We start from the raw sequence: 12,772 nt of genomic DNA on the forward strand, positions 1-12,772 counted from the left end.
GCCCCCGATCGTCGAACTCATGTCTGAACAACGCGAGTTGAGCGCAATCCGGAGTTCTCAGGATAAAGGACACGACCGCTGCCCGAATGGTTCCGGAGTCATATTCCCGTGCAACGCGACGGCCCGCCGCCGGCCCCTCCCGGGGACCGGCGGCGGGCCGTCGGGTGCTGTGCGTGAGGCGCTGGGCTCAGATGAGGCCGAGGGCGCGGACCGCGTCGCGCTCCTCCTCGAGCTCCTTCACCGAAGCGTCGATGCGGGTGCGGGAGAACGCGTTGATGTCCAGGCCCTGGACGATCTCGAAGGCGCCGTCCTTGGTGGTGACCGGGAAGGACGAGATCAGACCGGCCGGAACGCCGTAGGAACCGTCGGAGACGATGCCCATCGAGGTCCAGTCGCCGGCCGCGGTGCCGTTGACCCAGGTGTGCACGTGGTCGATCGCGGCGTTCGCGGCCGAGGCGGCCGAGGAGGCGCCACGGGCCTCGATGATCGCGGCGCCGCGCTTGGCGACGGTCGGGATGAAGGTGTCGGCGAGCCACTGCTCGTCGTTGACGACCTCGGCGGCGTTCTTGCCGGCGACCTCGGCGTGGAAGATGTCCGGGTACTGGGTCGCCGAGTGGTTGCCCCAGATGGTCAGGCGCTTGATGTCGGAGACCGTGGTGCCGGTCTTCTTCGCCAGCTGCGAGAGCGCCCGGTTGTGGTCCAGGCGGGTCATCGCGGTGAAGCGCTCGGCCGGTACGTCCGGGGCCGCGGCCTGCGCGATGAGCGCGTTGGTGTTGGCCGGGTTGCCGACGACGAGGACCTTGATGTCGTCCGCGGCGTTGTCGTTGATCGCCTTGCCCTGCGGCTTGAAGATGCCGCCGTTGGCGGAGAGCAGGTCACCGCGCTCCATGCCGGCGGTCCGCGGGCGGGCGCCGACGAGCAGGGCGACGTTCGCACCGGCGAAGGCGACGTTCGGGTCGTCGGTGATCTCGATGCCGCGCAGCAGCGGGAACGCGCAGTCGTCGAGCTCCATGGCGGTACCCTCAGCGGCCTTGAGACCCTGCGGGATCTCCAGGAGGCGGAGGTTCACCGGCACGTCCGAGCCGAGCAGATGGCCCGACGCGATGCGGAAGAGCAGCGCGTAGCCGATCTGGCCCGCCGCTCCGGTGACGGTGACGTTGACGGGGGTGCGAGTCATTGCCTTCTCCTGGCCTTTTCCTGCGGGAAATCTGGCCGCCCCGGCAGCGTCCCTAGCCCCGGAACGTGGGTCTCTCGGCATCAAGAGACCCGCCGTCAGGCTATCGCGCCACGGCGGAACAGTTGACCCGCCCCGGTGTGGCCCCGGTCACCGCCGCGCGATTTCCGGGCCGGCACCGGGATCAGCGCACCGAGAAGCGGATGATGTCCTCGAGGAACGGGACGTCCAGGATCGGATCCGGCTGCACCATCAGCGCCAGCAGCACGATGCCGGTACCGAGCACCAGATACGTGATGACGTCGGTGAATCGGCTGCGCACGGCCAGCATGCCGACCGACGGCAGCGTGAACCGCAGCGCACCGCCCACCAGCAGCGCCGCGCCGACGAGCACCGTTCCCGCCCGGAAGTGATCGGCCGCGGTCAGCACCAGGCCGAGCGCGACCCCGCCGAGCACCACCAGGATCGGCCACTGCCGGGCCGGCGCGGAGGCGTCCCGGCCGGCCGCGCGGCCGCCGCCCTCGGGGCGGGCGGTGGTCCGCGTCCACAGCGCGTACCGGTGCGGCCGGGGGCCGGCCGCCGCCTCGCCCGCGGCCACCTCTCCGGGCTCCGGTTCAGCCGCCATGGCCCGCAGCCGCGCGCTCGGCAGCCTCGACGACATTGGCCAGCAGCAGCGCGCGGGTCATGGGGCCGACACCGCCGGGGTTGGGGGAGATCCAGGCGGCGACCTCGGCCACGCCCGGGTCCACATCGCCGACGATCTTGCCTTCGCCGTCGCGGCTGACACCGACGTCCAGCACGGCCGCGCCGGGCTTGACGTCCTCCGGCTTGACCAGGTGCCCGACGCCCGCCGCCGCCACGATGATGTCCGCCTGGCGCAGCAGCCCGCTCAGGTCGCGGGTGCCGGTGTGGCACAGCGTCACGGTGGCGTTCTCGCTGCGGCGGGTCAGCAGCAGGCCGATCGAGCGGCCCACGGTGATGCCGCGGCCGACGACGACCACATGCGCGCCGTTGATCTCCACCTTGTGGTGGCGCAGCAGCTGGACGATGCCGTTCGGGGTGCACGGCAGCGGGCCGGTCTCGTTGAGCACGAGGCGGCCGAGGCTCATCGGGTGCAGCCCGTCGGCGTCCTTCTCCGGGTCCATCAGCTCCAGGACCCGGTTGGTGTCGATGCCCTTGGGCAGCGGGAGCTGGACGATGTAGCCGGTGCACTCCGGGTTCGCGTTCAGCTCCCGGACGACCGCCTCGATCTCCTCCTGGGTGGCGGTGTCGGGCAGTTCGCGCTGGATGGAGCCGATGCCGACCTGCGCGCAGTCGCGGTGCTTGCCCGCGACATACCATTTGCTGCCCGGGTCCTCACCGACCAGCAGGGTGCCAAGACCGGGCACGATGCCCTGGGCCTTGAGCGACGCCACGCGGGACGTGAGATCGGACTTGATCGCGGCTGCGGTGGCCTTGCCATCGAGAATCTGGGCGGTCATGACCCCATCTTTCCGGATGGGGGGTCCCGCCGACGAATCCGGGCCTCGGATCGTTATCCGATCCCCGCCCTCGGCCGCGCCTTGACGCGCCCTTGACTCCGTGGCCGATCCGCCGCCACCGCGCGCCTTGCGCTGCCGCCACCGTGGCCACGACGATGTGCCCCTCGTCCCCACGCTCCACGTCCCCGCTCGGAGGAAACCGCACGTGAGCTATCCGCCCGGCCCCAACAACCCTTACGGCCAGCCGCAGCAGCCGCCCCAGTCCCCGCAGGGGTACGGCTACCCGCAGCAGCCGCCGCAGTTCCCGCAGCAGAACCAGGGCCAGTACGGGTACCCGCAGGGCGGCCTGCCGCCGGGGATGCCGCCGCTGGCGAGCTGGGGCGCGCGGGCCGGCGCCACGCTGCTGGACTTCCTGATCGTCGGCCTGGTGCCGACCGTCCTGCTCGCCGTGGGCTACATCAAGTTCCTCAAGGTGTTCGTCGACGCGGTCGACAAGTGCGACGCGGCCAACACCGACACCTGCCCCGTACCCCCCATGCCGGGCAGCTCCCTCGCGATGATCGCCATCGGCGGCATGCTGAGCCTCGCCGGCACCCTGTGGCTCTGCTACCGGGAAGGCTCCACGGGTCAGACCCCCGGCAAGAAGATCGCCGGCATCCACCTGCTGCGCGAGGCCGACGGCCAGGTGCTGGGCTTCGGGATGGCGTTCGTCCGCCGGCTGTGCCACGCCCTCGACGGGATGGCCTGCTACATCGGCTACCTGTGGCCGCTGTGGGACGAGAAGAACCAGACCTTCGCCGACAAGATCATGCACACCGTCGTGGTGAAGCGCCCGTAGACCGGCGACGGCCCGCACCCCCGAGGGGGTGCGGGCCGCTCTACGTCTCCGCCGGTCAGTGGAAGAAGTGCCGGGTCCCGGTGAAGTACATCGTCACGCCGGCCTTCTTCGCCGCCTCGGCGACCAGCTCGTCACGGACCGAACCGCCCGGCTGGACCACGGCCTTGACGCCCGCCGCGAGCAGGATCTCCAGCCCGTCGGGGAACGGGAAGAAGGCGTCGGAGGCCGCGTACGAACCCCGCGCCCGCTCCTCGCCGGCCCGCTCCACCGCGAGCTTCGCCGAGTCCACCCGGTTGACCTGCCCCATGCCGACGCCGACACTGGCGCCGCCCTTGGCGAGCAGGATCGCGTTGGACTTCACGGCGCGGCAGGCGCGCCAGGCGAAGGCCAGGTCCGCCAGCTCGGCGGCGTCCAGCGCCTCGCCGGTCGCCAGCGTCCAGTTCGCCGGGTCGTCGCCCTCGGCCTGCAGCAGGTCCTTGACCTGGAACAGCGCCCCGCCCTCGATCGGCCGGTACTCGCCCGAGCCGCTCGGCGCGTCCGCGCAGCGCAGCACCCGGATGTTCTTCTTGCGGGCCAGCACCTCGACGGCGCCGTCCTCGTACGCCGGCGCGACGATGACCTCGGTGAAGATCTCCGCGACCTGCTCGGCGAGCTCCACGCTCACCGGACGGTTGACCGCGATCACCCCGCCGAACGCCGACAGCGGGTCACAGGCGTGCGCCTTGCGGTGCGCCTCCGCGACATCCGCGCCGACCGCGATCCCGCACGGGTTGGCGTGCTTGATGATCGCGACGCACGGCTCCGTGTGGTCGTACGCGGCCCGGCGCGCCGCCTCGGTGTCCGTGTAGTTGTTGTACGACATCTCCTTGCCGTGCAGCTGCTCGGCGCCCGCGAGGCCCTTGCCGCTGCCGTCGCTGTAGAGCGCGGCGGGCTGGTGCGGGTTCTCGCCGTAGCGCAGCACGTGCTGCCGGGTGAGGGCGACGCCGGTGAAGTCCGGGAACGGGCTCTCGTCGGCCGCGTACCCCTCGGCGAACCAGATCGCCACCGCCAGGTCGTACGACGCGGTGTGCTGGAACGCCTCGGCGGCGAGCCGCTTGCGCTGCGTCAGGTCGAACCCGCCGTCCTTGACGGCCGCGATGACGTCCGCGTAGTGCCCGGGGCTGGTGACGACCGCGACCGAGGGGTGGTTCTTGGCGGCGGCGCGGACCATCGAAGGCCCGCCGATGTCGATCTGCTCCACACACTCGTCGGGCGACGCGCCCGAGGCGACCGTCTCCTTGAACGGGTACAGATTCACGACCACCAGCTCGAACGGCTCGATGCCGAGCTCGGCCAGCTGCCGCTGGTGGTCCTCAAGCCGCAGGTCCGCGAGGATCCCGGCGTGCAGCTTGGGGTGCAGGGTCTTGACCCGGCCGTCCAGGCACTCCGGGAAGCCGGTGACGTCCTGGACCGGCGTGACGGGCACCCCGGCGGCCGCGATGCGCGCGGCGGTCGACCCCGTCGACACCAGTTCGACGCCCGCCTCGTGCAGTCCGCGCGCCAGCTCCTCCAGCCCGGTCTTGTCGTACACACTCACCAGCGCGCGGCGGATCGGCCGCTTCGTACCTTCGGCGCTCATGCCGGAATCAATACCTTTCGTCCCTCAATGCGATACCCGTCGCGAGCCAGCCGCCCCACGACGTCGACGAGCAGCCCTCGCTCGACTTCCTTGATGCGCTCATGGAGCGCTTCCTCCGTGTCATCCGGCTCGATGGCCACCACCCCCTGGGCGATGATCGGGCCGGTATCGACGCCGTCGTCGACGAAGTGCACGGTGCAGCCCGTCACCTTCGCGCCGTACGCGAGCGCGTCCCTGACGCCATGGGCGCCCGGGAAGCTCGGCAGCAGCGCGGGATGCGTATTGACGAACCGTCCCCCGAACCGCGCGAGGAACTCCTTCCCCACGATCTTCATGAAGCCGGCCGAGACCACCAGGTCCGGCCGGTGTTCCGCCGTCGCCTCCGCGAGCGCGAGGTCCCACCCCGCCCGGTCGGCGTAGTCCTTCACCTTCACCACGAAAACCGGCAGCCCGGCCCGCTCCGCCCGCTCCAGACCGGCGATGCCGTCCCGGTCGGCACCGACCGCCACGATCCGCGCGCCGTACGCGGGATCGCTCTCGATGACATCGAGCAACGCCTGCAGATTCGTCCCGGAACCGGAGACGAGAACGACTAGACGAGCCGGGGTTTGCGCAGCCACTGGCGGGGCTCTCTCTCGAGACCGTGCGGATTTGGAGGATCGTATGAGCCGACGGATCCCGCGATTCGGGGAACCCTACGAGGCCGTCGGCCGTCAGCAACGATACCGGCACGCGAAGGTCCCCCCACGGGACGGGGGAGCGCGCGGACGGTAGCGTCTTCCGCAGGAACAGCAATCGCGCGCCCTGCGCGTGACGCATACGACATGAGGAGTCGACGGCAAGGGGATGGCGCTACCAATCATGAGCAGCGGACAGATCACTATCGCGCTGCGTGCGCCCGAGGGCGATCAGCAGGACAACCCGTTCGCCCCGCCGCCCGAAGGCGCCCCCGAACAGCCCTGGCAGCCGCGGCGCCCCGAAGGCACGCCCGAGGACGACGACAGCACCCCGCCTCCGCCGCCGCCCGGCTGGGGCGGCCAGTGGAGCAACCAGCAGCCCGGCCGCCAGGACGGCTTCGGCAATCGCCCCAGCGGCCCGGAAACCCCGCCGCAGCCCAACGGCTCACGCTTCGACCCCACCGACCCCGCCCAGCGCCGCTCCCGCTACGCGCTGGTCTGCGGCGGCTGGGCGCTGATCTTCGCGATCCTGCACTGGACCGAGATCGGCCTGCTGCTCGGCGCCCTCGCCCTCTACTGGGGCATCAGCGCCCTGCGCATGAAGCCCGAGACCCGCGCCGCCGCCCGCGCCGAAGCGGCAGCGGCCCTCGCCGCGTCCGGCGCCGACACCCCCCGCCCCAACCCCTCCGCGAACCCCGCCTCCCAGCGGTCCTTCGCGGCGGCGGCCTGGAGCGGCATCATCACGAGCGCGGTCGCCCTGGCGATCGTCGCCGCGAGCTTCACCCTCCAGTTCGTCTACAACGACTACTACACCTGCAAGCGCGACGCCCTCACCGCCCCGTCGAGCGAATCCTGCAAGGACCTCCTCCCGAAGCCGGTCCGCTCCTTCCTGGGCAACGACGGGTAGTCCTCCGGACGGGCGAATTGCCTGCCGGCAGGGGTGCGGGCCCGTGGAACACCCGCGCGCCCGCCACGCCTGCGGCGAGCTTTCCCCCACCCACCCGCCCTTTCGCCTGCCGGCGGGGGTGGGGGGCCATGGACACCCGCCCCACCGTCACGCCTGCGGCGGGCCTTTCCCCACCCACCCGCCCTTTCGCCTGCCGGCGGGTCCGGACTCCTGCGGGCCGGCGGCCGTAGCGAGCTTGGCGCCCGCCCTGGGGCTGTGCGTGAAGGGACCGGGGGGCCGGAGGGGTGGGGGGCGGCGCCCCGAGATATGTCTGCCGATGGGAGCGGGGGTACGTCGACCCCCGCCCGCTGTTGCGCCTGCCGACGGGTCCGGACTCCTGCGGGCCCGCGGCCGGAGCGGGCTTGGCGCCCGCCCCGGGGCTGTGACGTGAGGGGGCCGGCGCCGGAGGGGTGGGGTTTCGAAATGCTGCCGAGCTATTTGTGGGCCGCCAGGCCCTAAATAGTCGATTTCGAAGCCCCGCCCCGGAGGACCCGGGCACCGACCCGCTCACTCCGCCGGCGGAACCACCGGCGGAACCACCGGCATCGGCGGCATTTCCAGCACCTCAACCGCAACCTCCGGCTCCGGCACCGGCTCCGACCGAGACCACGACCACCGCCACCGAAAAACCCCCCGCACCATCCCCCACCGCTCCCCCCAAGACACCGGCTCCGCCGGAACCGGCACCCGCACATGCCACCACCGCACCCCCACCGCACCCGCCACCCCCACCACCAGCGTCCACCCCAGCGCCGCACCCCCCGCCGCCCACCACCTCGGCCCGAAGTCCGCGAGGACGGCCGAGCCCATCGGGCCCGCCGACCAGCCGGCGAGAAGCCCGGTGGCCGCGCCGCAGCCGAGCGCGGCGAGGGCGGCGACCAGCGCGGTGCGGGCGGGGCGCCAGGAGCCCGCCGCGGCGGCGCCGCCCACGAGCCAGGCCGCACAGAGTCCGGCCAGCACCGGAAGGCCCAGCACCGCCCAGCTCAGCGGCGTCGCACCGGGCGCGGGAAGCGCCCCGAGCAGCGGAAAGTTCGGCACGGCAGCAGGCCAGGAGGATCCGGGCCCCGGCCCGTACGCGCCCAACCCGGCCGGAGCCACAACACTCCCGGCGCCCACCGCGAACCCCGGCCCCAGCGCATAAGACGCACCCCACACGGCCATGTTCGGCACCAGCGCGAGAGCGACCAGCAGCACCGCACACCGCCCCGAGAGCGGAGCGCTGAGCTGCGCGAACGAATGTCCGACCAATCGTTCATGCCAGACGAGCGAGGCCCCGCCCAGCAACGCGCCACCCCCGACGAGCACGGCGGTGGAAGCGGCGGCGGCACGGAGGGCGGCCGGCAGACCGCCCGCCGGAAGCGTCAGCCAACGCGGCAGCGAGAGTTCGTCGAGCCACCGGCGTACCGCCCGGGGAAGCGCGACCGCAGGTCGCCCGCACCCGGACCACGCGCCGGCCCCGGCCGCGAGAACGGCCACGACCGGCAGATGGAGAAACGCGCTGAGCGGGTCGCTGCGCACCTGCCCGTAGGAGGTGTAGAGCACGGCGCCGACGCCGACCAGCAGATATCCGGCGACGAGCCAGCCCGCGGCGGCAGCCGCGACCCGAAGCTCCGTCGGCCCACCGGAACCGTCACCACCCTCGACCGCCCCCTCCCCCTCCCCCTCGGGAGGAGAAACCGCATGGGCCGCGGCCCGGTACAGCAGCCACCCGGGCAGCACCGTGAGCAGCAGGGGCGTGACGCCGACCGGCGCGGGCAGCCCGGACAGCGTGTCGGTCCGCAACAGGCTCGCGCCGTGGGCCAGCAGCCACAGGTCGGCGGCGATCCGCAGGGCCCCGTCGAGGCCGCTGTCCGGGAACGGTGCGCTGATCCACAGGAAGAGAACGGTGACGGCGAGGGCCCCGAGCCCGAGACCGGCCGCGACCACCCCGCCACTGAACGCGGCGGCCGCCGCGGAGGCGCGGCGGGCGTCCGCGGCACGCTCGGGCAGGCTGGGGAAACCGTCCGTCATGTGGGTCACGTCGACCCATGGTGCCAAGAACACACCGATTTGGGCGGGTAGCGGGCGAACGCCCGTCGTGTCGCGCAATATGACTTTATGCGTCTTTTCACACAATCGTGCGTACGGGGATTCGAAGGCGGTCGGAGCGGCTGTGTGAGGTCGGGCACGTGACGGCGCGGAAGGCGGCGAAGCAGGCCTCTACCGCCAAGAAGGCCGCGAAGACGGTGAAGACCTCGGCCGAAGAACGTCCCAAGCGCGCCAGGACCCGCACACGCGCCGGCTCACCAGCGCCGAAGCCCCAGGCGAAGCCCCAGCCCAAACCGGAGCCCAAACCGCAGCCGAAGCCAGATCCCCGGTCCGAGTCCCAGCCCCAGCCGCCCCAGTCCCAGTCCCAGTCCCAGCGGTCCCCGTCCCAGCCCCGGCCCGCCTCTCCGTCCCCCACCCCACCCCCACCCCAGACGAACGCTCCCGAATCCTCACACCTCGTCACCCGTGCGGCCCGGCCCGCCGTTTCCCCGGTCGAGCCGGCTCCCATCGCGCCCCTCCCCGAGCGCCCGGAAGTCGCCGTCAAGCGCGCTCCCAAGCCGGCCAACACCCCCCAGCGGCGCGTGAAGCCACGCCCTCCGGCGATCCCCGTAGCGGCCGACCCGACGCCACCGCCACCGCCGGCGCCACCGCGGACGCCGAAGCCCAAGCCGTCACCACCCCCGCCACCCGCACCGACCGCACCGCATCCACCGGTCGCACCCACCGCACCGACCGACCCCACGCCGTGGCCCGAGGCCGCCTTCGACCGTCTGTACACGCACAGCGTGAGCGGCATCGTGCGGCAGGTGGACCTGATCACCGGGAATCCCGGCTTCGCGCGGCATGCCGTGCGCCGCGCGTTCGATCTCGCGTGGCAGCGGTGGCCGGAGGTCGCGGCGGATCCGGATCCGGTCGGCTGGGTGCGCGCGGCGGCGTACGAGTACGCGCTCGCGCCGTGGCAGCAGTGGGTGCCGGGGCACCGTACACATCCACGGGCCGCCGCGCGGACGCTGCGCGGCTCCGAACGGGACGGCGCGGTGCGGGCGGCCGTGCTGCGGCTGTCGCCCTCGCAGCGGCAGGCGCTGGTGCTCTACGACGGGCTGGGCCTCGATCTGCCCGTGGCCGCCGCCGAGAGCGAGGCGAGCACGGTCGCGACGGCGAGCCGGATCACCCAGGCGCGGGCGGCGCTGAGCGCGGCCGTCCCGGAGCTGGGCGACGAGGCACCGGCGCGACTGAAGGCCATCCTCGCGGACCCGGACCCGGCTCCTGGAACAGACCTCGGAACAGACCCTGGAGCGGGAACGGCCATCACTCCGGAGGTCCCGGAGGTCCCCGCCGCCCGGGTGCGCGATGCGAGCGAGCGCGGCGTGCGCCGAAGGACGCTGTCCGCGGTGGCGCTGACCGCGCTGATCGCCGGGGCGACGGGCGCCGCGCTGGTGGTGACGTACGACCGCGTCGGCGAGCTGCCGCACCGTGCCCGGCCGACATCGGTGACCGCGCCGCCCTCCGCCACCCCGAGGCAGGGCGTGCCGGAGGCCGGCCGCATCGGCCGGCCGGGCCCCGCGAGGCCCACCCAGCGGACGACCCCACCCATCAAGCCCGTCAAGCCCGTCAAGCCCGCCGAACCCCCCGCACAAGCACCCCTTTTGCCCCCTGAGCGCTGAGCCGCACAGCGCCGCACAAAGCAAACGCGGGCCCGCCCCCCGAAGGGGACGGGCCCGCGTCGTCAAGCGTGACGACCTCTCAGCCGTCAGCGGACGAACGGCCGTCAGCAGACGAACGTCAGCCCGCGAGGATGGCGCGCGCCAGGCGAGCCGTCTCCGACGGGGTCTTGCCGACCTGGACGCCGGCGGCCTCCAGGGCCTCCTTCTTCGCCTGGGCGGTGCCCGACGAACCGGAGACGATGGCGCCCGCGTGGCCCATGGTCTTGCCCTCAGGGGCGGTGAAACCGGCGACGTAGCCGACGACCGGCTTCGTCACGTGGGCCTTGATGTAGTCCGCGGCCCGCTCCTCGGCGTCGCCACCGATCTCACCGATCATGACGATCAGGTCGGTGTCGGCGTCCGCCTCGAACGCGGCCAGCGCGTCGATGTGGGTGGTGCCGATGATCGGGTCGCCACCGATGCCGACGGCGGACGAGAAGCCGAGGTCACGCAGCTCGTACATCATCTGGTACGTGAGCGTGCCGGACTTCGAGACCAGGCCGATGCGGCCCGGCTTCGTGATGTCGCCCGGGATGATGCCGGCGTTGGACTGACCCGGGGTGATGAGACCGGGGCAGTTCGGGCCGATGATGCGGGTCTTGTTGCCCTTGGCGCCGGCGTGCGCCCAGAACGAGGCGGAGTCGTGCACCGTGATGCCCTCGGTGATCACGACGGCCAGGCCGATCTCGGCGTCGATGGCCTCGACGACGGCGTCCTTCGCGAACTTCGGCGGCACGAAGATGACGGTGACATCGGCACCGGTCTTCTCGATCGCCTCGGCGACGGAGCCGAACACGGGCACCTCGGTGCCGTCGATGTCGACGCTGGTGCCGGCCTTGCGCGGGTTGACGCCGCCAACGATGTTGGTGCCGTCGGCAAGCATGAGCTTGGTGTGCTTCATGCCCGTGGCGCCGGTCATCCCCTGGACGATGACCTTGCTTTCCTTGGTCAGGAAAATAGCCATGGTGTGGTGACCTTGTCCCTTACTTCGCAGCCGCGAGCTCGGCGGCCTTGTCGGCCGCGCCGTCCATGGTGTCCACACGCTGCACGAGCGGGTGGTTGGCGTCGGTCAGGATCTTGCGACCCAGCTCCGCGTTGTTGCCGTCGAGACGCACGACCAGCGGCTTGGAGACGTTCTCGCCGCGCGAGGCCAGCAGCTCCAGCGCCTGGACGATGCCGTTGGCGACCTCGTCGCACGCGGTGATGCCACCGAAGACGTTGACGAAGACGGACTTGACGTCCGGGTCGCCGAGGATGATCTCCAGGCCGTTCGCCATGACCTCGGCGGAGGCGCCGCCACCGATGTCGAGGAAGTTGGCGGGCTTGACGCCGCCGTGCTTCTCACCGGCGTACGCGACGACGTCGAGGGTGCTCATGACGAGACCCGCGCCGTTGCCGATGATGCCGACCTCACCGTCGAGCTTGACGTAGTTGAGGTTCTTGGCCTTGGCCGCGGCCTCCAGCGGGTTGGCGGCGTCCTTGTCCTCAAGGGCCGCGTGGTCCGGCTGGCGGAACTCGGCGTTCTCGTCGAGCGAGACCTTGCCGTCGAGCGCGATGATCTTGCCGTCGCCGGACTTGATCAGCGGGTTGACCTCGACGAGGAGGGCGTCCTCCTTGATGAAGACGGTCCACAGCTTCTGCAGAACGTCGGCCACCTGGTCGGCGATCTCGGCCGGGAACTTGGCCGCGGCGACGATCTCGGCGGCCTTCTCCGGGGTGCAGCCCTCGTTGGCGTCGACCGGGATCTTGGCCAGCGCGTCCGGGTTCTCCTCCGCAACGATCTCGATCTCCACGCCGCCCTCTACGGAGGCCATGGCGAGGAAGGTGCGGTTGGTGCGGTCCAGCAGGAAGGAGACGTAGTACTCCTCCGCGATGTCCGCGGTCTCGGCAAGCATCACCTTGTGGACCGTGTGGCCCTTGATGTCCATGCCGAGGATCGCGTCGGCCTTCGCGACCGCGTCTGCGGGGTCGGAGGCGAGCTTCACGCCGCCGGCCTTGCCTCGGCCACCGACCTTGACCTGCGCCTTGACGACCGCACGGCCACCCAGACGTTCGGTCACCTCACGAGCCGCCTCGGGCGTCTCGATGACTTCACCGGCCAGCACCGGTACACCGTGCTTGGCGAAGAGATCCCTCGCCTGGTACTCGAACAGGTCCACGCGCGTCCGTCCTTGGTGATCGCGGTTTGTTTTCTACGCGAACGTGCCGATACGGGAAGCGTGACTACGCGGTCACAAGGAGGGCGCACACGGTCACCGAAGTACGCGGCATGTCCGTCTCGCAGGTTATCCCCGCGGGACGTAGGTC

Annotated in this window: 11 protein-coding genes; 3 read left to right on the forward strand and 8 right to left on the reverse strand. The window is 71.8% G+C overall.

All coding sequences use genetic code 11. The annotated features are described in order from the left end of the window. Positions 1–187: 187 nt before the first annotated feature. The 3 genes from LNW73_RS12310 to LNW73_RS12320 form a co-directional block, all read right to left on the reverse strand. Entirely contained in the window at positions 188–1,177 is a 990-nt protein-coding gene (locus tag LNW73_RS12310; RefSeq protein ID WP_250989945.1) for a malate dehydrogenase, read from the reverse strand. Between the two features lie 181 nt (positions 1,178–1,358). Further along, positions 1,359–1,799: a DUF3017 domain-containing protein gene (locus LNW73_RS12315; RefSeq protein ID WP_250989946.1), complete on the reverse strand. Its 441-nt coding sequence runs from the start codon at positions 1,797–1,799 to the stop codon at positions 1,359–1,361. Further along, positions 1,789–2,655 carry a bifunctional methylenetetrahydrofolate dehydrogenase/methenyltetrahydrofolate cyclohydrolase gene (locus tag LNW73_RS12320; protein ID WP_250977342.1) on the reverse strand — a complete coding sequence of 289 codons (867 nt, stop codon included), beginning with the start codon at positions 2,653–2,655 and terminating at the stop codon, positions 1,789–1,791. The genes LNW73_RS12315 and LNW73_RS12320 overlap by 11 nt, the downstream gene beginning before the upstream one ends. Before the next feature lie 205 nt (positions 2,656–2,860). Here LNW73_RS12320 and LNW73_RS12325 point away from each other — a divergent pair, with 205 nt between their 5' ends. Further along, complete coding sequence (locus LNW73_RS12325) at positions 2,861–3,493, forward strand: RDD family protein (RefSeq protein WP_250977341.1); 633 nt, start codon at positions 2,861–2,863, stop codon at positions 3,491–3,493. Positions 3,494–3,548: 55 nt separating this feature from the next. On the opposite strand, the gene purH is transcribed toward LNW73_RS12325, so the two are convergent. Beyond that, positions 3,549–5,111 carry a bifunctional phosphoribosylaminoimidazolecarboxamide formyltransferase/IMP cyclohydrolase gene (gene purH / locus LNW73_RS12330; protein WP_250989947.1) on the reverse strand — a complete coding sequence of 521 codons (1,563 nt, stop codon included), beginning with the start codon at positions 5,109–5,111 and terminating at the stop codon, positions 3,549–3,551. Continuing rightward, positions 5,108–5,731 (reverse strand): phosphoribosylglycinamide formyltransferase, encoded by a 624-nt coding sequence (gene purN / locus LNW73_RS12335; RefSeq protein WP_138359403.1) that lies wholly within the window; start codon positions 5,729–5,731, stop codon positions 5,108–5,110. The genes purH and purN overlap by 4 nt, the downstream gene beginning before the upstream one ends. Positions 5,732–5,972: 241 nt before the next feature. Between purN and LNW73_RS12340 the strand changes: the two genes are divergently transcribed. Next, the gene (locus LNW73_RS12340) at positions 5,973–6,695 is read left to right on the forward strand and encodes a hypothetical protein (protein ID WP_250989948.1); all 723 of its coding nucleotides are present in this window, start codon (positions 5,973–5,975) and stop codon (positions 6,693–6,695) included. Between the two features lie 546 nt (positions 6,696–7,241). On the opposite strand, the gene LNW73_RS12345 is transcribed toward LNW73_RS12340, so the two are convergent. Then, on the reverse strand, positions 7,242–8,744 hold the full coding sequence (locus tag LNW73_RS12345; protein ID WP_250992897.1) for a cell division protein PerM: 1,503 nt from the start codon (positions 8,742–8,744) through the stop codon (positions 7,242–7,244). A gap of 803 nt (positions 8,745–9,547) precedes the next feature. Between LNW73_RS12345 and LNW73_RS12350 the strand changes: the two genes are divergently transcribed. Next, entirely contained in the window at positions 9,548–10,426 is an 879-nt protein-coding gene (locus tag LNW73_RS12350) for an RNA polymerase subunit sigma-70 (protein WP_250989949.1), read from the forward strand. A 118-nt stretch (positions 10,427–10,544) separates the two neighbouring features. On the opposite strand, the gene sucD is transcribed toward LNW73_RS12350, so the two are convergent. Further along, a complete protein-coding gene (gene sucD, locus LNW73_RS12355) occupies positions 10,545–11,429 on the reverse strand; it encodes a succinate--CoA ligase subunit alpha (protein WP_250977337.1) in 885 nt (294 codons plus the stop codon). Between the two features lie 19 nt (positions 11,430–11,448). Beyond that, positions 11,449–12,624 carry an ADP-forming succinate--CoA ligase subunit beta gene (sucC, locus tag LNW73_RS12360; RefSeq protein WP_250977336.1) on the reverse strand — a complete coding sequence of 392 codons (1,176 nt, stop codon included), beginning with the start codon at positions 12,622–12,624 and terminating at the stop codon, positions 11,449–11,451. Positions 12,625–12,772 lie beyond the last annotated feature (148 nt).

The sequence above is a fragment of the Streptomyces sp. RKAG337 genome (genome assembly GCF_023701715.1).
Classification (GTDB): domain Bacteria; phylum Actinomycetota; class Actinomycetes; order Streptomycetales; family Streptomycetaceae; genus Actinacidiphila.

Coding starts and splice junctions, on each gene's coding strand:
- sucD (WP_250977337.1), bottom strand. CDS start 11,429: ATGGCTATTTTCCTGACCAAGGAAAGCAAGGTCATCGTCCAGGGGATG.
- LNW73_RS12340 (WP_250989948.1), top strand. CDS start 5,973: ATGAGCAGCGGACAGATCACTATCGCGCTGCGTGCGCCCGAGGGCGAT.
- purH (WP_250989947.1), bottom strand. CDS start 5,111: ATGAGCGCCGAAGGTACGAAGCGGCCGATCCGCCGCGCGCTGGTGAGT.
- LNW73_RS12320 (WP_250977342.1), bottom strand. CDS start 2,655: ATGACCGCCCAGATTCTCGATGGCAAGGCCACCGCAGCCGCGATCAAG.
- LNW73_RS12310 (WP_250989945.1), bottom strand. CDS start 1,177: ATGACTCGCACCCCCGTCAACGTCACCGTCACCGGAGCGGCGGGCCAG.
- LNW73_RS12315 (WP_250989946.1), bottom strand. CDS start 1,799: ATGGCGGCTGAACCGGAGCCCGGAGAGGTGGCCGCGGGCGAGGCGGCG.
- LNW73_RS12345 (WP_250992897.1), bottom strand. CDS start 8,744: ATGACGGACGGTTTCCCCAGCCTGCCCGAGCGTGCCGCGGACGCCCGC.